The sequence below is a fragment of the Hymenobacter fodinae genome (genome assembly GCF_004745825.1).
GTDB classification, from domain to species: Bacteria; Bacteroidota; Bacteroidia; order Cytophagales; family Hymenobacteraceae; genus Hymenobacter; species Hymenobacter fodinae.
On sequence record NZ_SRLA01000001.1, the window covers coordinates 640,032 to 664,668 of the forward strand.

Annotated in this window: 21 protein-coding genes and 1 tRNA gene; 17 read left to right on the forward strand and 5 right to left on the reverse strand. The window is 57.1% G+C overall.

The features are described 5' to 3' along the window. Positions 1–347 precede the first annotated feature (347 nt). Both EU556_RS02730 and EU556_RS02735 read left to right on the forward strand, forming a co-directional pair. Positions 348–1,235 carry a DNA/RNA non-specific endonuclease gene (locus EU556_RS02730; RefSeq protein ID WP_135430796.1) on the forward strand — a complete coding sequence of 296 codons (888 nt, stop codon included), beginning with the start codon at positions 348–350 and terminating at the stop codon, positions 1,233–1,235. A 396-nt stretch (positions 1,236–1,631) separates the two neighbouring features. Then, the gene (locus EU556_RS02735) at positions 1,632–3,389 is read left to right on the forward strand and encodes a lysophospholipid acyltransferase family protein (protein WP_135430798.1); all 1,758 of its coding nucleotides are present in this window, start codon (positions 1,632–1,634) and stop codon (positions 3,387–3,389) included. 76 nt (positions 3,390–3,465) lie between these two features. On the opposite strand, the gene EU556_RS02740 is transcribed toward EU556_RS02735, so the two are convergent. Beyond that, positions 3,466–3,993: a DUF4468 domain-containing protein gene (locus tag EU556_RS02740; protein WP_167855422.1), complete on the reverse strand. Its 528-nt coding sequence runs from the start codon at positions 3,991–3,993 to the stop codon at positions 3,466–3,468. A gap of 1,099 nt (positions 3,994–5,092) precedes the next feature. Here EU556_RS02740 and EU556_RS02745 point away from each other — a divergent pair. The 12 genes from EU556_RS02745 (at position 5,093) to EU556_RS02800 (ending at position 18,218) form a co-directional block, all read left to right on the forward strand. Continuing rightward, positions 5,093–5,950 carry a dihydroorotate dehydrogenase gene (locus EU556_RS02745; protein ID WP_135430801.1) on the forward strand — a complete coding sequence of 286 codons (858 nt, stop codon included), beginning with the start codon at positions 5,093–5,095 and terminating at the stop codon, positions 5,948–5,950. A gap of 79 nt (positions 5,951–6,029) precedes the next feature. Beyond that, positions 6,030–6,791 (forward strand): orotidine-5'-phosphate decarboxylase, encoded by a 762-nt coding sequence (gene pyrF, locus EU556_RS02750; protein ID WP_135430803.1) that lies wholly within the window; start codon positions 6,030–6,032, stop codon positions 6,789–6,791. A gap of 4 nt (positions 6,792–6,795) precedes the next feature. Continuing rightward, positions 6,796–7,035 carry a hypothetical protein gene (locus EU556_RS02755; protein WP_135430805.1) on the forward strand — a complete coding sequence of 80 codons (240 nt, stop codon included), beginning with the start codon at positions 6,796–6,798 and terminating at the stop codon, positions 7,033–7,035. An 86-nt stretch (positions 7,036–7,121) separates the two neighbouring features. Beyond that, the gene (gene pyrE, locus EU556_RS02760) at positions 7,122–7,742 is read left to right on the forward strand and encodes an orotate phosphoribosyltransferase (RefSeq protein ID WP_135430807.1); all 621 of its coding nucleotides are present in this window, start codon (positions 7,122–7,124) and stop codon (positions 7,740–7,742) included. A gap of 126 nt (positions 7,743–7,868) precedes the next feature. Beyond that, positions 7,869–10,898 (forward strand): phosphoribosylformylglycinamidine synthase subunit PurL, encoded by a 3,030-nt coding sequence (locus EU556_RS02765; protein WP_135430809.1) that lies wholly within the window; start codon positions 7,869–7,871, stop codon positions 10,896–10,898. 4 nt (positions 10,899–10,902) lie between these two features. Further along, positions 10,903–11,937: a phosphoribosylformylglycinamidine synthase subunit PurQ gene (locus tag EU556_RS02770; protein WP_135430811.1), complete on the forward strand. Its 1,035-nt coding sequence runs from the start codon at positions 10,903–10,905 to the stop codon at positions 11,935–11,937. Between the two features lie 46 nt (positions 11,938–11,983). After that, on the forward strand, positions 11,984–12,916 hold the full coding sequence (locus EU556_RS02775) for a phosphoribosylaminoimidazolesuccinocarboxamide synthase (RefSeq protein WP_135430813.1): 933 nt from the start codon (positions 11,984–11,986) through the stop codon (positions 12,914–12,916). Between the two features lie 26 nt (positions 12,917–12,942). After that, the gene (locus EU556_RS02780) at positions 12,943–13,326 is read left to right on the forward strand and encodes a nuclear transport factor 2 family protein (RefSeq protein WP_135430814.1); all 384 of its coding nucleotides are present in this window, start codon (positions 12,943–12,945) and stop codon (positions 13,324–13,326) included. A 28-nt stretch (positions 13,327–13,354) separates the two neighbouring features. Continuing rightward, positions 13,355–14,638: a phosphoribosylamine--glycine ligase gene (gene purD / locus EU556_RS02785; RefSeq protein ID WP_210116209.1), complete on the forward strand. Its 1,284-nt coding sequence runs from the start codon at positions 13,355–13,357 to the stop codon at positions 14,636–14,638. Continuing rightward, positions 14,577–15,299 carry a phosphoribosylglycinamide formyltransferase gene (gene purN / locus EU556_RS02790; RefSeq protein ID WP_135430815.1) on the forward strand — a complete coding sequence of 241 codons (723 nt, stop codon included), beginning with the start codon at positions 14,577–14,579 and terminating at the stop codon, positions 15,297–15,299. The genes purD and purN overlap by 62 nt, the downstream gene beginning before the upstream one ends. 107 nt (positions 15,300–15,406) lie before the next feature. Beyond that, complete coding sequence (gene purF / locus EU556_RS02795) at positions 15,407–16,918, forward strand: amidophosphoribosyltransferase (protein WP_135430817.1); 1,512 nt, start codon at positions 15,407–15,409, stop codon at positions 16,916–16,918. Between the two features lie 190 nt (positions 16,919–17,108). Further along, positions 17,109–18,218 carry an AIR synthase-related protein gene (locus EU556_RS02800; RefSeq protein WP_135430819.1) on the forward strand — a complete coding sequence of 370 codons (1,110 nt, stop codon included), beginning with the start codon at positions 17,109–17,111 and terminating at the stop codon, positions 18,216–18,218. A 383-nt stretch (positions 18,219–18,601) separates the two neighbouring features. Here EU556_RS02800 and EU556_RS02805 read toward each other — a convergent pair whose 3' ends face one another. Beyond that, positions 18,602–18,811, reverse strand: coding sequence for a heavy-metal-associated domain-containing protein (locus EU556_RS02805; RefSeq protein ID WP_135430821.1), 210 nt, complete (start codon positions 18,809–18,811; stop codon positions 18,602–18,604). Positions 18,812–18,983: 172 nt separating this feature from the next. Between EU556_RS02805 and EU556_RS02810 the strand changes: the two genes are divergently transcribed. Further along, entirely contained in the window at positions 18,984–19,511 is a 528-nt protein-coding gene (locus EU556_RS02810) for a DUF4240 domain-containing protein (RefSeq protein ID WP_135430823.1), read from the forward strand. 623 nt (positions 19,512–20,134) lie between these two features. Here EU556_RS02810 and EU556_RS02815 read toward each other — a convergent pair. After that, the gene (locus tag EU556_RS02815; protein ID WP_135430825.1) at positions 20,135–21,622 is read right to left on the reverse strand and encodes a nicotinate phosphoribosyltransferase; all 1,488 of its coding nucleotides are present in this window, start codon (positions 21,620–21,622) and stop codon (positions 20,135–20,137) included. 56 nt (positions 21,623–21,678) lie between these two features. Here EU556_RS02815 and EU556_RS02820 point away from each other — a divergent pair, with 56 nt between their 5' ends. Continuing rightward, on the forward strand, positions 21,679–22,371 hold the full coding sequence (locus EU556_RS02820; RefSeq protein ID WP_135430827.1) for a DUF1345 domain-containing protein: 693 nt from the start codon (positions 21,679–21,681) through the stop codon (positions 22,369–22,371). 22 nt (positions 22,372–22,393) lie between these two features. On the opposite strand, the gene EU556_RS02825 is transcribed toward EU556_RS02820, so the two are convergent. Both EU556_RS02825 and EU556_RS02830 read right to left on the reverse strand, forming a co-directional pair. Next, the gene (locus EU556_RS02825; protein ID WP_135430828.1) at positions 22,394–22,765 is read right to left on the reverse strand and encodes an STAS domain-containing protein; all 372 of its coding nucleotides are present in this window, start codon (positions 22,763–22,765) and stop codon (positions 22,394–22,396) included. A gap of 444 nt (positions 22,766–23,209) precedes the next feature. After that, a tRNA-Arg gene (locus EU556_RS02830) sits at positions 23,210–23,281 on the reverse strand. Positions 23,282–23,423: 142 nt separating this feature from the next. Between EU556_RS02830 and EU556_RS02835 the strand changes: the two genes are divergently transcribed. Continuing rightward, positions 23,424–24,590 (forward strand): DUF2652 domain-containing protein, encoded by a 1,167-nt coding sequence (locus EU556_RS02835; RefSeq protein ID WP_135430830.1) that lies wholly within the window; start codon positions 23,424–23,426, stop codon positions 24,588–24,590. Positions 24,591–24,637 lie beyond the last annotated feature (47 nt).

Here is a 24,637-nt window from a genome sequence, read left to right on the forward strand (position 1 = left end):
ATTGCGGCATCCGTTATTTTATAAAAAAAGCCCCATCGTTGCAGGTCGATGGGGCTTTTCTCATTTTGGGCCAAATGTTTGGGCAGCCTAATCAGGGGAAATACGGAGAGTAAAGCCAAAAAGGCAGGGAAATACACTCCAGTCAGAAAGCCTGTAAAGTGCAAACTCGGGTAAGTAGTTAGCCAGCGGCAAAACGGTAAAAGTCAACTTCGCCAAAAGACAGATAACAAAATTTTGTCTGGGCAGAATGATAATAATGCGGTAATATTCAATGGTACGGAGTCTGCCAACTTTGCTGCCTCTAGTACACTGCTCCTTTCCCTTCCTTCCAACCAAACCGTGTTTACATGAAGCGTACCCTTTCCCGCTTGGCGGGCATACTCCTCGTGGGTAGCCTAGCCGTATCGTGCTCCAAAGAAACCATCGAGCCCGTAGCTGGCCCTACGGCCACTCCTCAAACCGCTGACGCCTCCGCTACCCGCGACAACAACCTAGCCTTGGGCAACCCCAGTGGTGCGGTAGCTGACCCAGCGTACTACTGGAATTACTTGGTGACAAAATCTCAGTACACTATGTCGTACCACCGCGACCGGGGTACGCCAAACTGGGTGAGCTGGCACCTGAGCAGCGCTTGGCTAGGAAGCACCCCGCGCCAGGATAACTTTGGCCCTGATAACAGCTTGCCCTCGGGGTGGTACCGTGTCACCAGCACCAGCTACACTGGGTCCGGCTTCGACCGAGGTCACAACTGCCCTTCGGCCGACCGTACCGGCTCCATTGCTGATAACACGGCTACTTTCCTGATGAGCAACATGATTCCGCAGGCCCCGCAAAACAACCAGCGGACCTGGGCCGGGCTGGAAAACTACTGTCGTACCCTTGTGGATGCTGGCAATGAGCTTTATATCATCTGCGGTAGCTATGGCAAAGGCGGCACTGGTTCTAATGGGTACGCAACTACCCTGGATGCAGGCCGCGTAACCGTGCCCGCCCGCGTGTGGAAAGTGGTAGTAGTAATACCTAATGGCACCGGCGACGCCGCCCGAGTAACTACCAGCACCCGCGTTATTGCCATTAATACTCCCAACGACAACAGCCTGACGACCACCTGGGGCTCGTATCGCACCACGGTGGATGCTATTGAGCAGGCTACTGGCTATGATCTGCTATCCGCCGTGTCCGCGTCGGTGCAGAGTGTAGTAGAGGCCCGCGTCGATAACGGTCCTACCAGCTGATAACGTCTTGCCCACATGACCAAAGCCCCGACTATTGCAAAGAGTAGTTGGGGCTTCTGATACACAGGTACTAAGCACTGCAGAACCAGCTAGCAGCCTGCAGGTGTTGGTCGGACAACAGACTTAATTCGTCTTTAAATAATTGTTATTAGTCTAAATCAATACGCATGCTCCAGTACATCTCGTATTTTTGTATCGAGTGAATGAGTGAGGTGGCCTAGAGCTACTTATAGAATAGAAAGCCGCGCTGCAACGCGGCTTTCTGCTTTTTACGGCTCAGGGGCAGTATCCTTAATAGTTTGATAATTCCGTGATAACGACTGACTAATATACCCTTCGGATTTTTGGGAATAAGCCTCGCGTGTTAGTGAGTGGGCTGTCTATGGTTAGTTGCGCATGAGCTTGTTATCCGATTCCCAACTGTCCTTTCCTGATGCATTTGGCCGGCATTCCGGTGAGTTGCTGCGTCCCTTATGGTATCGGTGGGCACAATTGCGCAACCTGCAACTACTCTACCAGCGGCATCAACACCTGAGCGGTAGAGAGTTTATCGGGCAGTTGCTGCGCGACCTAGATATTACCCTGGCCTACGACCCCGCTGAGCTACGCCGGATTCCGATACGGGGAGCATTTGTAGCTATTGCCAATCACCCCAGCGGAATGCTTGATGGCTTGATTCTGCTTTACCTGCTGACCGGGGTGCGGCCAGAGTTTCGAGCCGTAGCCAATGACATTCTGGCCCCTCTGCTCCCCAACTTAGCCGATCAGCTCACCCTGGTGAGCCCCGAGCGCGCCGCAGCTAACCGCAATGTGCCCGGGGTTCGGCGCCTGTTGCGCTACCTGCAGAATGACGTTCCGCTAGGCCTGTTTCCGGCCGGCGAAGTGGCCTACCGCTCTAGCTTGCTGGGTCCCACCCTCGACCCTGCCTGGAACCCTACGGCCGGCCGGCTGATTGAGGCTGCGCGCGTACCCGTAGTGCCGATCTGGCTAAGCGGGCAAAACAGTGCGGCGTTCAGTTTGCTGGGTTTCTTGCACCCCATGCTTCGGACGGCCCGGCTACCTGCCGAGCTGCTTAACAAACGCGGGCAGACCATTCAGGTACGCATTGGGCAGCCTATTGCAGCGGCCACGCTCACCACGGTACCCGCCCCCGATCGGCTGGCTTACCTCCGCGCACGAGTGTATGCCCTGAAGCCGGGGCTTGAAAAAGCGGCTCTAGGCCTGTTTCCGGTGCTGCCGCCCACGGAGGTGGTGACGGAAACCGAACCTGCCCTTCTGGAAGCCGATATAGCGCATTTGCGTGCCAGCCGGTGCCTGCTGCGCCATCAGCAGTGGGAGGTGTACGTGGCAAAAAAGGCTGAAATACCGAATGTGCTGCGTGAGATTGGACGCCTGCGCGAACTTACGTTTCGTCGGGAAGGCGAGGGGACCCAGCAGGCCATTGACCTGGATCGGTATGACGAGTACTACCGGCACCTGTTTCTCTACGACCGAACTGCTCGACGCTTGGTAGGGGCTTACCGCGTGGGGCGTGGGCGGAGTATTGTGCAGCAGTACGGAAAACGGGGTTTTTACCTGCACTCCCTATTTCGTATGAAGAAAGAGCTGCGGCCCCTACTACGCGAGTCGTTGGAGCTAGGCCGGTCGTTTGTGCGCGAAGAGTACCAGAAACAACCGCTACCCTTGGCGCTGCTCTGGAAGGGTATTGCCGAGTACATTGCCCGCCATCCGGAATATCGCTACCTCATCGGCCCCGTAAGCATTAGCAACCGGTTTGCGGCCGTTTCAAAAGCGGTAATGGTAGACTATTTGCAGCGCCATTGCACCGATCCTACCTGGGCTGGCCTCGTGGAGCCGCGCAAAGAGTTCCGGTACCGCCCCCTCGATGCTGCCTCCGATACGGGGGTGTTGCAGGCCGGCGTAACTACTCTACAGGATCTGCAGCAGCTTATTAGTGGCCTAGAGCCCGGCGGCAGTGGCGTACCCGTTTTACTGCGCCAATATCTCAAGCAAAATGCCCGCATCATCGGCTTCAACCTAGATCCGCGGTTCAGCAATGCGCTTGATGGCTTTATGGTGCTGGATGCCCGCGAACTACCCGCCCGTACGCACCGCCTGCTAGAGCGCTATGCCGCTGCTACCCCAGCCGGGTGAGGCAAGCCGCATATGCAACGGGCCCACCTGCAGCTTTGCAGGCGGGCCCGTTGGTAAACCCGGTAGAGAAGAAAACTTAGTTTTCGCCAGCTAGGCCTACATTAGCGTCGGTAGGTAAGCTGTTCATGTAAGACCGGAACGCCATGGCGGCTTCACTGGCCAGAGAGGTAGCCTGAGCCGTCACGCGCCGCTCATTGTGCGTACGCTCGTTATTTTTGTCAGCCCGCAGTTCAGTCAGGTACACGTCCAGTGGCTTAGTCTGGCTTGGCTGCCCTGCATCAGGAATAACCCGGAACGAGCCTACGCTATACTCATAGCCATTGTCGGTGGCCCGGAAGGTAAAGTCAAACAGCACGGTTATTTCCTGCTCCCGGGCTTTGTTGTCTACGGGTTTCACTTTGCCAGTGCCCGTTAGGCGAACTGTGCCCGTGGCTGCATCGGCTTTTTGGCCGCTTTTAGGGCCATACGCAAAATGGTTTTCCGTCCAGTCAACTGCCCGGCGGTACAAAGCGTTGCGGCCAGCTCCATCAGCAGGAACTCGCTCGCTGTACTCTACAGGAGCCGGAGCGTCCGACTGAGCTCTCGTAGCAAGCGAGAAGAGCATAAGCCCACAAAGAAGAAAACCGAGTAGCAAGTTTTTCATAGAAGCGCGAAAAGTGAAGTGCCAAGTGAGAGGTTGCACAAAGGTAACCGACATCTGTTGAATTGTACAAAACCTAAATAATTATGATTATGTTAAGATAAACAACAAATAGTGCTTATCCAAATCAACAAGTAGGCATATGCACCAACAAACTCAAAAACTGTTGCCATTTCAAGTCTCTCAACGAGCCTCACATTCTATATAATACAGATAGGTTGATAATTAATTGTACTATTTGAAGTGTTGTTATAGTGCTAAGTAGATAATAATAGCCCTTCTTTAAAGAAAGAAAAGGCAAAGTTAGCTATAACTGTTATGACAATAGCATCGGATTGACTGAAATAAATTTCTTGAATAACAGACAGATAGGGTATAAAATTTTGTGTTGCATGCTTCAAAATGGTTCCTGCGTGCTTAATAGTAATGTAACATAAACTTAACATGGGTCTAGTTGCCTCAGCTAGGTGAAGTAGTACTTTTGCGACGTGCTTCACTTCAACCACCAACATTTGATGGAGCGCGGGACTTTTCACAAGAATGTCCTGCGAGACGCCCAGAAGATTGTTGCCCTCGTTGGTTTCGTTGCTTTCATTGGTTTCGCCCCGTGCACCGCTCCGGTTTCCGAAGCGGTTTTTTTATGCCCTATCGGTTCGGCAGGCCTAGACATAGCTAATGGCTACCACGCAGTTTCTACTCATTTAACCCATACCGGTAACCACCATGAACAATACCACCCTCACCCAGCAGTACAGTCCCTGTAGCTGCTTTCCTGCTGTGCGAGTGGTTAAATAGGGAGCTTACAACTGGCAACTGCTAACCAGCAACTGAATAACCCGTTGTCCCCATGTGGCAGCGGGGCGAGGTGGCACAAGAAGCGGGGTGATAGATATCAGGGGGGATTCTGACGTAAGTCGGTCCGCAAATTGGCCACCTCGTTTTTCGGGGCTGCAAAAAATATACTTAGCTACTTAGGTTCTGTCCAAGAGTAGCCTCATCTGATTTCCTAGTTATGCGCCAAGACGGCGAGTATAGCTAGCGAAATCATAACGTTTTAAGACCTATGCAACTCGGCAAACTCACGCTCCAGAACCCTGTGTGCCTCGCGGCCGCGCCCTGGCAGCTAGATGGAACGGGCTACGAGCGGCTGGGGGCGATTTTCACCCGCACCGTAACTATGGAGCCTAAGCCCGGGCTCTACGAAGAAGGCATTTGGCAAGTGGCCGACCAAACCCTGCTAAACGCCACCAACATGCGCACTGAAAGTGCCGAGATTCTGGTGCAGGAACATTTGCCCAATCTGCGGCGCTACGGTGTGCCGGTTTTCGTGAGCATCACGGCTCCCGGTATTCCCGGCTTCCGCAAGATTGCGCGCTTCCTGGCCCGCGAAGCCGCTGGCCTGATTGCCGGTGTAGAAGTATACATGGCCCAGCCCGACACCGAGAAAGGGGAGGACCTCAACGCCAAGTTTGTGCGCGAAGCCACCCAGGCCGTGCGCAACGAGTTAGGTTCCGAGGCCGCCGTAATTGTGAAGCTACCACCGTGGCCGGAGCACATCCGAGGCCTAGCCCTTGGGGCTCAGGCTGGCGGAGCTGATGCGCTAGCCGCAACCAACCTACTAAAAGGCTTACACCTGCCCGACGACGCTACCGCTACGCCCTTAGCCGGTGGCCTATCAGGAGAGGCGTTGCGGCCAGTAGCGTTGCGCTGCGTGTGGGAGCTAGCCCACGATGAGCGCGTAACCCTGCCTATCTTCGGAACGGGCGGTATATTTACTGCTAGTCACGTTACGGATTACTTACGCTGCGGTGCTGCTGCCGTGCAAGTAGCCAGCGGCGAGTGGCTGGAACCTGGCCTAGCCGCCAGGCTTTCCGCCGAGTGCGGGCACCTAATGCCGGAGTCGTCGCAAGCCCGGCCTTAAGCTCACGTATAGAACTAACGCTTTACAAGAACCCTGTTTCTCCAACCGCAAGCCGCGAGGGTTGCGCTACTTCCCACCTATGGAAAAGCTACTTCAACGCGTTCAGTACGCCAACACCCTGCTCTGCGTAGGCCTCGACCCCGTGGGTGATGATGCGCAGGTTATGCGCCGCTTGGCTGAAGTTATTGACCAAACCAGCCAGTACGCCGCCGCTTTTAAGCCTAATCTGGCCTTTTTCCTGAGCCGGGAGAATGGTGTGAAGCTGCTGCGCGAGACGGTGCAGCGCATTCCCGAAAGCATTCCGGTGATTCTCGATGGCAAGTTCGGTGACATTGCCAACACCGCCGACCACTACGCCCGCTTCTCTTACGATGTAATCGGAGCCGATGGGGTAACGGTAAACCCCTACATGGGCGACGACGCCATTGTACCCTTCGCCCGCCCCGGTAAGATGGTGTTCGTGCTGGCTAAAACCAGCAACAAGCCCATGCATTCTCTGCAAGACGTGGCTCTGACCCGCGGTGGTACCCTCTCTGAGTGCGCGGCCAGCGTAGCCCGCAAACTCGATGAGCAGCACGGTGGCATAGGCCTAGTGGTAGGTGCCACCAACGCCGAAGCCGTGGCCCGCATGCGCAGCCTCACGCCAGAACAGTGGTTCTTGGTACCCGGCGTGGGTGCCCAGGGTGGTGACCTGCAGGCCACGTTGAAAGCTGGCCTGCGGTCAGATGGCTCCGGTCTTCTCATCAATACGTCGCGAGCTTTGTGGCAGGCGTCTGATGCCGGTGCCGCCGCTCGGGAGCTAGTAGAGCAGATCAACCAGTTCCGTCCGGTAGTAGCCTAATCATATGCAGTTCAATTTAGGCGACATTGTGGTGTTGGATGATGAGCCCTGTGTAGTGGTGGGGCTGAGTGGTCAACTCCTCGGTGACGAAGAAGTACCGGAAGAACACATTGCAGTGTGGTTCGGGGGTAACAATCCCAAACGATGGGACTCAGGATATGAGCAGGTAAAAGGCAGAATTGAAGTTTGGACTATACCTGCAGCATACTTTAATCTCGGTCCAACGCCCATCGTCAGTCATTAATCGGATTCTCCTGTTGACTGAGAACAGCTACAGGAGTTGAATTGCATTTACATACCCGCATCTATAACAGACCACGCAATACGGTAATGTCGATTTCTTCCCCCCAAACCACCTTCACCTCCGAAACCCTGGAACAACAGCTGCTCCAGGAAGATGCGCTGCTACGCGGACACTTCCGCCTTTCCTCGGGCCTGCATTCTGACACGTATGTACAATGCGCCCGGTTTCTACGCCGGCCCGACCTAGCAGCACCCGCCGCGGCCGAGCTGGCCCGGCAGATTCAGGAAGCAGGGTTGCAGCCTGATGTGGTAGTAGGCCCGGCCATGGGTGGCGTGGTGATTGGGTATGAATTGGCCCGGCAGTTGGGTGTTCCCGGCATCTTTACCGAGCGGGATGACAGTGGCCAGATGACGCTGCGGCGGGGCTTTACTATTGAGCCCGGCCAAAAAATTGTCATTGCCGAAGATGTGGTGACTACCGGCAAGAGCACCAATGAGGTAGCGCGGGTGTTGGAAGGCTTAGGCGCAAAAGTTTTGGCCGTAGCGAGTTTAATTGACCGCACGGGTGGGAAAGCTGAGCTAACTTTTCCGAACTTTGCCCTGCTGCCGGTAACGGCGGCCACCTACGCACCCGATGATTGCCCGCTTTGCCGGGCAGGTATTCCGGTGGTGAAACCCGGCAGTCGGCCGGAAAAAGCGTTTTCTTAAACCTACTCAGCCAGCAAACGGCTGCTGAGCAAGGCATTTTCGGCGTACCCTGCGCGGGTATGCTTCCTCACGCGGGCACCTTCGCCTAAGCGTGGGAAACCCGAAAAATAGATAACCATTCTCCTTTTGGACTCTACCCAAAGAACCATACAGCTTCTGCTCAAGCCCGGCCAACATGACGGCGAGGGCCAACGTGTAGCCGAAGCTGCCCAACGTCACCTAGGCCTCTCTACTGGCCGGGTGCAAAGCACCGCCCTCTACACGGTGCGCTACCCCGTGAGCGACGAGCAACTGCGCGACTTCGCCACCCACTGCCTCCAAGACCCGGTGCTGAACGACGTGGCCCTCGACGAGTTCCGCCACGGCGCCGAATTCAAAAGCTACATCCTGGTTGCTAAGCTGCCCGGCGTAACCGACGACGAAGGCATATCGGCGCAGAACGCCCTTGGCGACTTCCTGAACCAGCCGCTGGACACCCATACTCAGCATATCTTCAGCAAACGGCTCTACTTCCTGGAGCACGAACTGCCGGAGAGTAGTCTGCGCCGCCTGGCCGAAGAACTGCTCGGCAACAAAATGATTAACCGCTTCGAGGTCGGCCCCATAGCCCAGATTCGCGACTATACGCCGCGGCCGGGTGGTGGGGCCGAATCTATTACGAACACGGTGCCGCTGGTTGGCCTTTCCGATGAGGAGCTAGTGAAGCTGTCGAAAGACAACCTCTACGCCCTGAACCTGGAGGAAATGCGCGCCGTGCGCGACCATTATACCAGCATTGCTGAGGAACGTCAGGCCGCTGGCCTGCCCCAGGACCCCACCGACTGTGAGCTGGAAATCATAGCCCAGACTTGGTCGGAGCACTGCAAGCATAAAGAGTTTTCGGCCGTTATCAAGTACAAAGATGCTGACACCGGCGAGGAGTTCGAAGTGGATTCCTTGTTCAAGACTTACATTAAGAACGCTACCTCCGAGGTAGACCGCCAGCTCCGCGCCAACGGCAACGACTGGCTGATCAAGGTATTCAGCGACAACGCCGGCGCCGTGCGCATCAACCCCGAGTCGTTGTTCGTGTGGAAGGTGGAAACTCACAATTCTCCTTCGGCCATTGACCCTTACGGTGGAGCTATTACCGGCATCCTAGGCAACAACCGCGACCCGCTGGCTACTGGCATCGGGGGCGCGCGGCTGCTGTTCAACACCAACGTGCTCTGCTTCGGCAACCCCGAATTCAACGGCACCCTGCTGAGCAACCAGCTGCACCCACGGCGCATTTTCGAGGGCGTGCGCAAGGGCATTGAGGACGGCGGCAACAAGTCGGGTGTACCGACGGTGAACGGGGCCATTGTGTTCGATGACCGGTACGCGGGTAAGCCGCTGGTGTACTGCGGCACCGGCGCCGTGATGCCCATGCAACTCGCCGGCCTTGACTCGTGGGAGAAGAAGATTGACGCCCAGGACCGCATCATTATGGCCGGTGGCCGGGTGGGCAAAGACGGTATCCACGGCGCTACCTTCTCCAGCATCGAGCTGGACGAAACCTCGCCCGCCACGGCCGTGCAAATTGGCTCGCCGATTACGCAGAAGCTCGCCATGGATTTCCTGATCCTGGCTACCCGCCGCGGCCTCATCAAGTGCAGCACCGATAATGGCGCGGGCGGCTTGTCCTCGTCCATTGGAGAGTTGGCTACTATCAGCGGCGGTGCCGTGGTGGAGCTGGAGAAAGTACCCTTGAAATACCCTGGCCTACGTCCTTGGGAAATCTTCGTGTCGGAGTCGCAGGAGCGGTTCTCGCTGGCCGTGGAGCCCGCGAAGATGACCGAGTTGATGTCCCTAGGCCAGGAAATGGAAGTGGAGCTGACCGATATCGGCTACTTCACTTCGGATGGCAGTCTTGATGTACGCTTCGACGGTGAGTCGGTAGCCCGCATCGATATGGAGTTCCTACACAATGGCGTGCCGCGCAAAGTGCTGGAAGCCGAGTGGACCAAACCCACGGCTCAAGAACCCGCGCTGCCCGCTGACCTCGACTATACCGACGTGCTGAGCCGCTTGCTGGGCTCGCTCAACATCTGCTCCCGCGAATCGGTGATTCGGCAGTACGACCACGAAGTGAAGGGCCGCACCATCATCAAGCCGCTTATGGGCGCTACCGGCCAAGCCCCGCAGGATGCCGCGGTGGTGCGCTTCAACTTTGAGAGCTGGGAGGGGGTAGCCGTGAGCAACGGTATCCTGCCTCGCTTCGGCGACCTGGACGCCTACCACATGTCGGCTGGTGCATTTGACGAGGCCGTGCGCCAGATTGTAGCGGTAGGAGGGAAGCTGCCTAACCTGAGCTACGGCGACGGCAACTTCTGGTCCGTGAACGACAACTTCTGCGTACCCGACTCGGTGTATGACCCCGCCACCAACCCCGATGGCAAGCACAAGCTGGCCAAGCTGGTGCGCATGTGCCAGGCCCTGCGCGACGCCACGGCGGCCTACTGCATCCCGCTCACGAGCGGCAAGGATTCCATGAAGAACGACTTCAAGGCTGACGGCGTGAAGATTTCTGTGCCCCCTACGGTCCTGTATTCGATGACTGCCAAAATCGAAGACGTCCGCCGCACCATCACCTCCGACTTCAAGCAAGCCGACGACGTGGTGTACCTGTTGGGCGAAACCTACGACGAGCTGGGCGGCTCAGAGTTCTACCAGCTCTTTGGCGAGCTAGGCGCCAACGTGCCCAAGGTTCGGTTCGAAGAAGCTAAAGCCCTCTACACGCTGATGGGCGAGGCCAACGAGAAAGGCCTCATCCAATCTTGCCACGACCTGTCGGATGGTGGCCTGGCCGTTGGCTTGGCGGAAGCCACGTTTGGTCACGGTTTTGGCGCCGACGTAGAGCTGCCCGCTACTGGCCTAGGCCTGTCGGCGCAGTTGTTCTCGGAGTCGCACTCCCGTTTCGTGGCCACGGTGGCTCCGGAAGATGTGGTGGCCTTCGAGCAGCACTTCGGTGCCCGCGCTACCCGTCTCGGCGTGGTAACACAGGACAGCCAGCTCACGGTGCGCCACGGCGGCCAGACGGCCATTTCAGCCAGCACGGCGGCCCTGCGCCACGAATGGACGAATGGCCCAGTAAACAGAATTATCGGCTTCGGCCAGCAGGAGGTAGCACACTAGTACAATGGAAGAACAACCCAAACTGCCGGACCTGAACACGCCTCCGCGCCCGCAGCACGACCATACCGCTCCCATCACCGATGCGGACGGCAGCCTGCAGGTGCTCGGCTTCAAAAGCGTAGATGCCGGGCATGAATCTACGGAGCCCCTAGGCCACTCCGCCGGGGGAACCACTGCCAAGCAGCCGGTTCGTGCCCTCATCCTGACGGGCTTTGGTATCAATTGCGAAGAAGAGTTTGCCGCCGCCTACAAGCTAGCTGGCGCCGAGCCGACCATCGTGCACCTGAACCAGGTGTTGCACGGCCACATCAGCATCCACGACTACGACATCCTGAACTTCCCCGGCGGCTTCAGCTTCGGCGACGACCTGGGCTCCGGGGTAGTGCTGGCGAACAAGCTGCGCTACCGCAAGAATGCGGAGGGCCGTACCCTACTCGACGACATCAAGCAGTTCATTGCCAACGGCAAGTTCGTGATGGGCATCTGCAACGGCTTCCAGGTGCTGGTGAAGCTAGGCCTGCTCCCTAACCTGAGCGGCAACGTGACGCCGGAAGTAACCCTGACGCACAACGCCTCGGGTCGTTACGAAGACCGGTGGGTACGCCTGAAAGTCAATCCCAAGTCGAACTCTCCCTTCCTGAAAGGCATCGATAGCATGGAAGTGCCCGTGCGCCACGGCGAAGGTCGCCTGATCATCAAGGGCGAAGAAACCCTGGCTGAGATTGAAACCCGCGCCCTGAACTGCCTGGCATACACGGATTTTGATGGCTCGCCCACCGACGTGTACCCGCACAACCCCAACGGCGCCGACCTGAACTGCGCCGGCCTGACTGATACCACCGGCCAGGTATTCGGGCTGATGCCGCACCCCGAGGCCTTCCTCTCGCTTTATAACCACCCCGACTGGGCCCGGCGCAAGCGCCAGAACCCCGGCCTGAGTGAGGAAGGCGACGGCCTACGCCTGTTCCGCAACATTGTAGAGCACGTGCAAGGCCAAACCGCCGCTGTTCCCCAAGAAGCCAGCCAGTTTTCATCCTAGACACCTCCGCCATCTACTGGCCTAGCGCCAGCGGTTACCTCGTCGTATGAACACCCTCAACCACTTCGATACCCCTCAGCTCGAACTCCTGCACCGCGGCAAAGTCCGCGACTCGTACCGCGCTCCTTCCGGCGAACGGCTCATCGTGGTAACCGACCGGCTGTCGGCCTTCGACTCGGTGCTGGAAACGCCGGTGGCCCACAAAGGGGCGGTGCTGAACGGGCTGGCTGCTTTCTGGTTCGACAAAACCCAGCACATCATCCCGAACCACGTGATTTCGCTGCTCGACCCGAATGTGACGCTGGCCAAGGAGGCCGAGCCGATTCGGGTGGAGATGGTGGTGCGCAACTACCTCACGGGCTCCATGTGGCGCGGCTACCAAAGCGGCCAGCGCACCTTCTCGGGCGTGACGGTGCCGGACGGCCTGACTAAGCACCAGAAGTTCCCCGAGCCCATCGTGACGCCTACCACCAAAGAGGAATCGGACCGCGAGATTACGCCCGAAAACCTGGTGTCGGAAGGCTGGGTGTCGGCGGAGCTGTACGAGAAGATGCGGGTGAAGTCCTTGGAGCTGTTCAACTTTGCTTCGCAGTGGATGGCGGAGCGCGGCATCATCCTGGTGGACACTAAGTATGAGTTTGGCCTGCTGGATGGGGAGCTGATTCTGATTGACGAAATCCACACGCCCGATTCCTCGCGGTTCTGGAGCGCCGAGGATTACGCCAAGAACCTCGAGGGCGTGGAGCAGATCGACAAGGAGTACGTTCGCCAGTGGCTGATTGCTAACAAGCAGAACGGCCAGTACCCTCGCGCCCTTACCCCCGAAGTTTCCGCCGAAGCCACCCGCCGCTACCTCGATATTTACGAGCGAATCACGGGTGCCCCGCTGCCTGCTGCCAACGACACTGCTACCGGCGGTGACGTACAGGCCCGCCTTATAGGCAACTTGGTGCAGGCTGGCATTATGCAAAAGGCCTGAGCTATAGGCACTGTAAGACAAAGCCAATGGACGTCGCGAAACAGAAACAACTCGTGCAAGACTACATCGAAGCGTATAACCGCCTTGATGTAGACGGCATGCTGCGCCATCTGCACGAGGAAGTAGTCTTCCGCAACGTTTCCAACGGCGAAGTTAACCTGACCTTGACAGGTAAGGAAGCCTTCCGCCAGCAGGCTCAGCAAGCGTTGCAGTACTTCACCCAGCGTGAGCAGCGCGTCACCGAATGGCAAGTAGCCGACAGCCGCGTGGAAGTTCTTCTGGACTATACCGCCGTTGCCGCTATGGACTTTCCTAATGGTCTGAAAGCCGGCGACACACTACAACTGCAGGGCAAGTCCGTTTTTCAGTTTGCTGATGGGCTGATTATTTCCATCGATGACATCAGCTAGACGCATCGTAGCCTAACTACCTATTCCTTTGAGCAACAGCAATAAAACCATAGTACTCCTCGGCAGCGGGGCCCGTGAACACGCTATGGCGTGGAAGCTGACCCGCGACGGGGCTACCGTGCACGTGCTGCCCGGCAACGGCGGCATTCCGAACAGCCACCCTGAAATCAGCGCTACCGACTTTCCAGCCATCCAGAGCTTCTGTGAAACGAATGGCGTGAAGCTGATTGTGGTAGGCCCCGAAGCTCCATTGGCGGCCGGTGTGACGGATTACTTCGCTGGATCTAACATTCGGGTGTTTGGCCCCAGCCGAGCTGGTGCAACGTTGGAAAGCTCGAAGGTGTGGTCGAAGGACTTTATGCGGCGGCATGGGGTAGCAACCGCCATGTCGTGGCAGTACCGCAGCGACAAGCTCGAGGAGGCCCGTGCTAAAGCCACGGAGCTGGATGGGCAGGTAGTAGTGAAGTACGATGGCCTAGCCGCCGGCAAGGGCGTGTACGTGTGCTCGTCTATTGATGAAGCGCAAGCTGCGCTGGACGATTTGCAACAGCAGCATACTGGCTGGTTTAGCTTCCTGCTGGAAGAAAAGCTGAGCGGCCCCGAAATCAGCATTATTGGCGTGACGGATGGCAACCGCGTGCGGCTGCTGGCACCTTCCCAGGACCACAAGCAGTTGCTGGCCGGCGACCAAGGTCCTAACACTGGCGGCATGGGCGCCTATTGCCCCGTGCCTTTCGCCGACGACAACGTGCTAGCTGCTATCCGGACCAGCATCGTGGACCCTACGTTGCTAGGCCTGCAAAACGAGCAATTCGACTTCAAAGGCTTCCTGTATTTCGGTATCATGCTCACGCCCCAGGGGCCGAAGCTGCTGGAGTACAACGTCCGCCTCGGCGACCCGGAAGCGGAAGTACTTCTGCCGGCTCTGGAAAGCAGCCTATTGGAGCTAATTGAGTCTACCCTCGATGGTACGCTGGCTCAAACCACCGTGTGGCAGCGGCCCGGTTACTACGTGGGTGTGGTACTTGCATCGGGCGGCTACCCTGCGGCTCAGTTCCCAACGGGCTTCCCCATTACTGGCCTAGACCAACTGCACCCCAGTATCCTGGCCTTCCACGGTGCTACCCGCCAACAGGATGGGGAACTAGTGACCAGCGGCGGCCGGGTAATGGTGCTGGTAGGCCACGGCAACGAGCTAGAAGATGCTGTGAACCACGTGTATCGGGAAGCAGAAAGAGTTAAATTTAAGGATGTGTACATCCGTACCGATATCGGCCAGCGGCCGGAACCGACCCTTGCAGGAAACTGGTAACCATAGCATCCGCAAACAGCGCCTGGCCATTTTGCTGTCGGGCCGGGGCTCCAACATGGTGGCCCTGGTACAGGCCGTGCAACAGGGCGTGCTCAGTGGCCTAGCCGAAGTAGCGGTAGTCTTCAGCAACAAACCTGATGCCCCTGGCCTAGAAACGGCAGCAGCTATGGGTTGCCCAACCGCCAGCCTCAGCAGCCAGGGCCGCAAGCGCACTGAGTTTGATGCCGAGGTGGTAGAGGTGCTAGGCCAGTATCGGCCCGACTATGTGGTGCTAGCTGGCTACATGCGCATTCTGTCGCCCACGTTCATCCGGGCGTTTGCGGGCCGCATTCTCAATATTCACCCTGCCGATACCCACCAACACCAAGGCTTACACGCCTACGAATGGGCTTTCGAAAATCAGATGCCGGAAACCAAAATCACGGTGCATTTGGTTGATGAGGGCCTAGACACTGGACCCATCCTTGCGCAGCACCCAGTTGACTTGCAGGGCGCTGACACGCTAGGCGAAGTAGAGCGCCGCGGCTTAGCCGTGGAGCACTTTTTGTACGCCGACACCCTAGCCCGCCTTATCCGAGGTGAGCTACCTACCCCCACCCCCGAGCCTCTACTGCCTTCTGCCGCTGGTTCTTCTTCGCAAGGAGAAACGGCCGGCGGCTAGGCCACTTGTTCTCTCACGCCCACGATGCACCAGCGCCCCCGTTGGTGTTACACTTGCCACCCCGATAGTGGGTTTTACTGCTCACTACCACCTTCTCGATACTTCCCATGTGCGGAATTGTAGGTTTTTACGGTCCCGATGACGTCGCCCACGACATCGTATTTGGCCTGACGGCGCTTCAGCACCGTGGCCAGGATGCGGCCGGCATAGCCACCTTCGACGACAACTTTCACCTTTGCAAAGGCAACGGCCTGATTTCCGACGTGTTCCGCCCCAAGCAGCTCAAAAAGCTGAAGGGCAACATCGGCATCGGCCACGCGCGCTACACCACCCAAGGCTCCAACGATGCGGAGCTGGCGCAGCCTTTTACCACCAGCTACCCCTTCGGGCTGGCCATGGTGCACAACGGCAACGTCATCAACTTCCGGCAGGCTGCCAAGCGTCTGCACGAGAAGTACCACGTGCTGCCCAAGACCAGCAACGACCTGGAGCTGATCATGTACACCTTCGCCTCGGAGCTGCGCCTGAAGAACCTCGACAACCTCTCGGTTATCGACATCTTCGATGCCGTAGAGACGACCCAGGAGCTGGTGAAAGGGGCCTACGCCACCATCACCGTCATTGCTGGGCATGGTCTGTTGGCTTTCAACGACCCGCTGGGTATCCGGCCGTTGGTGCTGGGCCGCCGCGAGACGGAAAACGGCCCCATCTACGCCTTCGCCTCCGAAAGCACTTGCTTCGATTACCTCGGCTTCGAGTTCATCAAGAACGTAGGCCCCGGTCAGGCCATCTTCATCGATAAGGACTTCAAGGTGCACTACAAGAACCCCTACGCCCAGCCCAAGGCGTTCTGCGTGTTCGAGCACATTTACTTTGCTCGCGAAGACTCCACCATCCACGGCCGCCTTGTGGCCCGCGAGCGGGTGCGCTTGGGTAAGATGCTGGCCAAAAAAGTCATTGCCTCGGGCATTCAGCCCGATATGGTGATTGACGTGCCGTCGTCGGGGTACTTCTCGGCTTCTGGCCTAGCGGAGGCTATTGGCGTGCCTTACCGTCGAGCCATGGTGAAAAACAATCACATGGGCCGCTCCTTCATTGTAAGCAGCCAGGCTGGCCGCGAGGACATCGTGAAGAAAAAGCTCAACCCCATCCGGGAGTTTGTGGCAGGCAAAAAGGTAGCCGTAGTAGACGACAGCATCGTGCGCGGCACCACGTCGCGGCGCATTGTGCGCATCCTGCGTGAGGCCGGGGCCAAAGAGGTGTACTTTATCAGCAGCGCGCCGCCCATCATCTCGCCCTGCATCTATGGCATTGATATGGCCATGAGCACCGAGCTGATTGCCGCTAACTACACGGAGGAGGAAATCTGCCGTTACATTGAGGCCGACAAGGTTATCTACCAATCGATAGAAGATCTGCAGGAGCTGTTTTCGGAGGAGAAGGGTCACGGTGGCAGCTGCTTTGCCTGCTTCACCGGCAAGTACCCTACCGGCGACGTAACCAAGTACCTGCGCCACATTCAGGAGGAGCGCCAGAGCCACCGTTCTGACAAAGACAAAAAGGACCAGCCTGTGCCTACCTCCGTCAGCGCCAAAGCCCCCGAGCCAACGGAACATTAAGATGATGGACCTAGAGCTAAGCGCTAAAAACTAGTTCCCCTCCTCAGCTTAGGAGGGGCTAGGGGTGGTTGACAATCGTTGAACAACCACTAGTATCTACTCTAAAACCTGTTCTAGGCCAGTCAATCACCCCTAGCCCCTCCTAAGCTGAGGAGGGGAACTAGCTTCTAGCTTTACTCTAGTTTCCTGTATGTCCATCGATACCAACATCAAAGCCACCGCCGGCTACTCCATTGAAGAAGGCAACGCTGCCTCTAAGAACGCCTACCACTGGGCTCAGAAAACCTTCTCGACTCGTGCGGGCAAACCCGGCGAGCCGGCCCAAGATCTGGCAGGGGGGTTCTCCAACGAAATCCACTTCGGAGCGGAGCGGCTGGGTATCGGCTCCGATGGTATTGGGACCAAGATTGAAGTGGCCGAGCGCCTGGACCGTTACGATACGCTGGGCTACGACCTGATTGCCATGGTGGCCGACGACCTGGCAGTGGCCGGTTTCGTGCCTACCAACCTGTCGAACATCATCGACGTGAATACCCTCAACTACGAGGTGGTGGACGAGCTGATGCGTGGCCTGCACGACGCGGCTCAGTTCAGCCAGATTGCTGTAACGGGCGGCGAAATTGCCGAGCTGGGCAACCGCATCGGCGGCTACCCCGGCGCTAAAATGAATTTCAACTGGTGCTCTACGGCCGTGGGCGTGCTGCACCCCAGCTTAGAGCGCCCACTGAGCGGTGCCAACGTGCGCGCCGGACAGGCCGTAGTGACGCTTCGCTCGCCTTCTTTCCGTTCCAATGGCTACTCCCTAGCCCGCCGCGCCCTCACCAAAACCTTTGGGGAGAAGTGGCACGAAGCCCCTTACACCGGTCCTGACGCCGCTGAAATGGGCAAAACCTGGGGTGAAGTGATGCTAGCGCCCTCTCTCATCTTCTCGCCCGGCATAGCGGCGGTGCTAGATGCCGGCCTGCCCCTGCACGCGGCCGCCCACATCACCGGCGGCGGCATTGCCGATAACTTCAAGAGGGTGCTCAAAAACGGCGTGGGTGCCGAGCTGACCAACCTCTTCGAGCCGCTGCCCGCCATGCAGCAGCTAGCTGAGTTGGCTGGTATCACGCCCACCGAAGCCTACCTGTACTGGAACATGGGCAACGGTATGCTCCTCGTTACCCAAGAAGACCAGGCCGAAGCCGTAGCCGAAACCCTGCGCAGCCACGGCTACCAAGCCCAAGTAGCCGGCCGCATTACCCCAGAAACTGATGTGGTACTGCGCGTAGGAGCTGGCGAGTTGCGCTACGAGGCGTAAGTGCAAGTTCACCCTTTTATCTGGTTAATACCTTGGCGGGAGCTGGCTGAAGCAGAGCGACTACAGTTTGAGACGGAATTACAGCGAGAATTAAGCCCAGCTCATCCACTTTTTAGTCTCGAAGCAGCAGCCGTAGGCAAAAGTGAAGCCAATAACGATGTGCTATTTCAGTTTCAAAACGTAGAACCAACCTTCGCGCTGGTGCATCTCACTTGGACTGGGCATCGTGAGGTTGATGCTCAGTGGCCCTACTACGAACTGTACCAGAGTTGGAACGACTTTGTAACTCAACGGATGCAGCACGATAACTTCGGTTACAATGAATAAGCAACAGGCCCATCTGGAAACCAGATGGGCCTGTTGCTTTTGAGTTCATGTCAGGATTACGCCGGCTCTATGTCAAACCCGGCTTGCGACACGGATTTCATAATCAGCTCGGGGATGGGGTTTTCACCCTCTACCGTGAGGATTTTCTCAGGACTATTGGTGTCTACGTTCCATTTCTCCACGCTGGCTTCGGCGTCGAGGAAAGGCGTTACGGCGCGCACGCAATTTGCGCAGTTAATGCTGGTTTTAAATTTCAGGGTTGACATGCTTGTAACGGTTGGAGCCGCAGTGGCCTAGGGGGTGGCCGGCGGCAGGTGAGTTGCTAGTACAACGAATACCCTGCAAAAATAGCTGCCAAGTTAGGCCTAGAGGGTATAGGCTTTTGCTGACATAGTGTAGGGTTTTGCCTTATTTAGCCATACACTAGTAGCACGCACAATGGATAAGAAAGAATTCTGGCAATTGATATATTCAGCCAAAAAGGCTTCGGGTGGCGACCAGGGACTGCAGGAGAAAGAGCTAATCAGCAGCCTGGAGAAGTACGCGCCCGAAGAGATAATTGATTTTGAGTGCCTTCTGTGCGAGTGCCTAATTGAGGCCGATGATTTTGGTATTATGGCTGCTCAAAAGATCCTCGACGGCTATGTGTCCGACGACAGCTATTTATACTTCCGGTGCTGGCTGGTTGGGCAAGGAGAAAGTGTTTTCAAGGCCGCACTGGATAAGCCCGACACGCTGGCCGCCGTCCTTGATGCTCCATACCAGGATTTCGAAGAGCTTCTATCTGTTGCAACTACGGCTTTTCAAAAGCGCACTGGCAAAGAAGAGGAAGACGAGACCTTCCCTAGGGAAATAGCAGCTTCCCGCGGACTAGATTATGATTCGGATTCGTTTACTAAAGGCGAAGATTGGACTGAGAGCCAGTTACCGAAGTTGCTGCCCAAGCTCTGGAAGAAGTTCAATTGATTTAAAAGCAAAGAAGGACCTACCTATAGGTCCTTCTTTGCTTTTGACGTCGGCTGCAAGGGGCGTGTTTCTCAGGATTCGGAGACCATAGAATCTGGCTCTTAGAGATAGTATATAGCTTTGCCTTATTCATTCGTGGCATGGCTGGTTAGAAGCTATAATTTCTTGTAATGCCAACCAGTCAAGCAGCCACTATACTCTGTGCTGTCAGGGGCTGATAAGTAGAAGTCATGCTTCCATTTACCATCACTGTTGTTAGGGATAAATATTTCCCAGGTTTCTACCCGACAGTTACGTGAAATCAGCCGCAGAGAGGCCCAGTAGAGTTGGCCTGCTATCAGTTCTGCTCTATATGTTCCTAGGCTTGTATTGTGCTCACTGACAATTTCTTCTATGTCATGATTGTTGTCACGGCGAACAAATACCATATCAAACTCGTGTAGTAATACGGTGGAATCTCGTGAGGATGGTGGGTATAGTTTACCGCTCACTGTTACATACTGACGGGTGTTTTTTGTACTGAGAGGCTTGCTACTAATGCCGCTTGGACTTCGCTGGCAACTAATGCACAGACCTACACACAACATAGCATAGGATCTTTTCATAGAATTAAATGTGCCTATTTACGCCGGTCGCAACGGGCGTTTTTCCAGAATCAGGTTGGTGCGGAACGTGTTGAGGGTTTCCTCCAGACCTACGGGGTAAGTGTGGGGGTTGAGGAAGCGGCGGATGCTGGGGTCGAGGCTCTGGACCTCACGTTGAGCGTGGGCGCGGCTTTCCTGCAGGGTGGGTAATTGATGTACCAGTTGGCCCCGGCGGAAAATGGGCTCTAGCAGCTCGCGGTAGGTGGCATCGGGGCGCACGGCGCGGCGGCGGGTGGCATCCAGCGGGTCGATGATGGTGAACTGCTCGGGGAGGGGCTCCGCTACGTTGTAGAGCATGTCGGCGCGGGGCTGGCCTTTCTCGCTTTCGTAGCGACGCACTTGCAGGATGCCGGGGATGCTGGTTTTGGCGAGCTGCTCAGAAAGCTTGATGGTGTAGTCCCAGCCCGAGTCGTCGGGTTTGCGCAGGGCAGCCATTTTGTATACTCCTCCTAGAGCGGGCTGGTCGAAGGCCGTTACTAGTTGGGTGCCGATGCCCCAGGTGTCGATTCTGGCCCCTTGCTGCTTGAGGCTGGTAATGAGGTTTTCCTCCAAATCGTTGCTAGCCACGATGCGGACGTTCTCAAAGCCAGCTTCGTTGAGCAGGGCCCGGGCCTCGCGGCTGAGGTAGGCCAGGTCACCCGAGTCGAGGCGGATACCACCCAGCTCGTGGCCGTTGGCGCGCATCTCACGGGCTACTTTGATGGCCTGGCGCACGCCTTCCAGCGTATCGTATGTGTCTACTAGGAACACGGAGTCGTCAGGGAAGGCTTTAGCATAAGCTGTGAAAGCTTCTACCTCGTCATCAAAAGCCATAACCCAGCTGTGGGCGTGGGTGCCTTTCACCGGAATACTGAAGCGTTGGCCGGCTAATACGTTGGAAGTAGCATCAACCCCGCCCAGGTAGGCGGCTCGGCTGGCGCTCAGGCCTCCATCGAAGCCCTGAGCGCGGCGCAGCCCAAATTCCAGCACGGTATCGGAGCCGGCGGCTTCCCGGATGCGAGAGGCTTTGGTGGCTATCAGCGTTTGGAAGTTCACAAGCGTAAGCAGCGCCGTTTCTACCAGTTGGGCCTGCAGCAACGGGCCCTGCACCCTAATCAGGGGCTCATTGGCGAAAACCACAGTGCCCTCGGCAATGGCATCCACGTCGCAGGTGAATTTCAGGTCGCGCAGATAGTTTAAGAACTCTGGCGCGAACATGGCCCCGCCTTTGGCGCTTTTCAGGCTGCCCAGGTAGGTGAGGTCATCTTCCGAGAAGCGTAAGTTCTCCAGAAAATCAACGGCGTAGGCCAGTCCGGCCGTTACGGCATAGCCACCATCAAACGGCGGACGGCGGAAGTAGAGGTGAAACACGGCCTCACGGTCTTGCATACCTTGTTGCCAGTAGCCGTAGGCCATGGTAACCTGGTAGAGGTCGGTGAGCAGGCTGAGGGAGGGAGCGTATAGCCCGGAAAGCGGAGCAGAATTCATGTGCGCAACAGTTGAGACGCCGTAGCTTACGCAGAATATTTCATTCCGTCGATGCTATGGCCCCTTCCACTTCTGCCCGCCGCCCCCTGGGTTTCCATCAGCTCACGCGCCTGACCACCTGGAAGCGCTTGTCGTTGGGTGGGTTACCGGCGCTGCTGCTCTACTGGCTGGCCCCCGGCGCCTGGCCCCTCATGCTGCGTCTCCTGGCGGCCTGGGCAACCTTTGCCGTGAGTACGTTGCTGCTCACGTGGGCTATCATCTTCATTGCCGATGTAGGCCACATCCGCCAGCTAGCCACGCGCGAAGACCCAGGGCGGGTTCTCTCTTTTGGCTTCGTGCTCACGGCCGCTACAGCCAGCTTGATAGCTGTGGTGCTGTTGCTCTCTTCCATGCGCCAAGGGGCTGATCCGTTGATGGTGGCACATGTGGTAGTAAGCAGCGTGAGTGTGCTGACGGCGTGGCTGCTGGTGCACACGCTTTTCACCCTCCGGTACGCACACTTGTTTTACGCTGCCAATGATGCCGGAAAGCAAGTAGGTGGCCTCCTGTTTCCGGGTGATAACCCCGAGCCAGATTATCTGGACTTCGCTTACTTCTCCTTCGTTATCGGGATGACGGCGCAGACTGCCGACGTCAGTATTGCCGATGGGGGCATTCGGCGCCTAGCGCTACTGCACGGACTGCTTTCCTTTGGGTTTAATACGGCTGTAGTAGCCCTGACCATCAACGGCCTAGCGGGCTTGTTGTAGGGCGGTACTGGCCTAGGCGGCGCTAGGCGGCGCGGCGCGACCGATGCAGGATGGGGTGGGTCGTTTGGCAGTACCGCTCCGCATCCAGCAACGACGGTACCACGGGCGGGCACAGAGTAGTGGGGAGCTTGGCTATTTGTTGATGATCAGCGTCGCCTACGTGGCAGAGCACCATGGAGATGTTGCGCACCCGCAGGCGCCGGTAATACCGCACTAACACCCGCAACACGCTAAAAGGCAGTTTAGGCAGGTGGCTGCAATCTATCCAGATGCTGTTTTTGCCGCTACGGCTAGCCAGGCGGAGCGCATGAGACAGGGGCGAGAGGTCATCTGGCTCGGAGTCGGTCAGAATCAGTAAATAACTCTGGGGCAGGATTTCGCGGTAGACTTCCATGGCTTGAGCACTAAAGCGGCAGATACTCAAATGTAGGCAACTGTAGTAGTCTGGTAATCAGGATTTATACGGTATTGTCCAAGGGCAAAATACGCATAGTCCATAAACGACGCTCTGCCGCCGAGGTTGCATGGGTAGGCAATGGTTTAGCTTAGATAAGAAGTTAAAGATCGGGGAGTTAGAATTAGAGAGGTCTAGCTGAGCCCCAATCCCAACCCAGCCTAGTTCGGCAGCCGCACATAAGCGTCAGGCATAAAACGGCTATTATGGAGCGGAGGTAGGTTTACCTTCCCTATTAGGCCCTGGGCAGTAGGGTAGCCATAACGTGTTAAGCGCTGCTCTAGTCTAAAAAGGCAGATGAACAGCCCCTCACTCAGCTAGGCCACTCGGTGTCGGCCTTACAATAGGAAAGCCCGCTCTCTAGGGGCAGAGAGCGGGCTTTAGTAGCCGCGACGGGAATCGAACCCATATCAAGCGTTTAGGAAACGCCTATTCTATCCGTTGAACTACGCAGCCAGACGGGAGTGTATAACAAAGCTACGGCGAAAGGGGCGCTTGCCCAAACTTAGGGGCCACGTGCTGCCGTATAGCATCCAGACTGTACCTTGCTAGGCGCATAACCGCCATTCCCCTCCGTTTACTTCTCTCTTCCTGCTGCATGGGCTTGTTGGATGATATGCGCGCCGCGCGCCGGGCTGCTGGGGCGGGCCGAGCTCTTACCGCCGAAGCGGATGACGACGGCATGGTGCCGGCCCTGCTGTTTATCCCCGACATCAGTGGCTTCACCCGATTCATTGAGGAATCGGGGAGCCCGCAGGCCCCGTTTCTGGTGGCCGATCTGCTGGAAATTCTCATTGAGGGCAACACGCTAGGCCTGCAGGTAAACGAGATTCAGGGCGATGCTGTGCTATTCTACCGCCTGGGGCCGCCGCCGCCTATTCGGGAGCTGGTGCAGCAGTGCCGCCGTATCTACCTCGATTTTCAGAATTACCTGCGGGTAGTGGAGCGCGACACGGGCTCAGAGTTGAGTGCGGCGCTGGCTGAACATGTGCTTACGCTTAAAATTATTGTGCACTATGGGCGCGTAAGTGTAGCGCAGATCCGGGAGTACACTAAGCTCATGGGCCGCGACGTGATTGTGGTGCACCGCCTGCTCAAAAACAACATCATGGGCTCGGAGTACATTTTGCTCTCGGAAGGCTACATCGAAACCCAAACGCCTGCCGACTTAGTCCGCAGCTTTTCCTGGACGCGCCTGCTGCACGGCTCGGCATTCTACGACCACTTGGGGGAAGTGGCCTACCGCTACGCCCACCTCTCGCCGTTGCGCCTCCTTCTCAACGCCCCGGCGTCGGCCCGCGACAAGCCGGGGCGGGGGTGCGTGTTAAAAGTGCGCCGAGCCATTGGGGTGCCGGCGCCGTACTTGCTGCGGGTGCTCAGCAACTTCCGGCTGCGCCCGCGCTGGATGGAAGGCGCCACGGCCGTGCACTACGACGTAACCAAGGTTGGAAGGTTAGGCACCAGCTACAAGGTCGATATCTTCCAGGGGCAGATTGATTTTCAGGCCATCCAGCGCTTTCAGGATGACGAAGGCCAAATGGAGTACGTGGAAAAGATTTCTCATTTCCGGCTGTTCCCCAACTCCTTGCTCTTCTACTTCATTGAGGCCGTCAACGTTGACGCCTGTTTGCTCACTATGGAGTTCCGGTATGGCCACATTGCCAGCCACAACCGGCTTATCCGCTTCGGGCAGCTGCACCGCATGCGCCGGTTTTTGGGGCGTTCCATACGCGGCCTAGCAGCCGTATGCGAGAAAAATGCCTGAACGAAGTGGCCTAGGCCACCGGCATGGCTTTGAACAAGTGGTGCCAA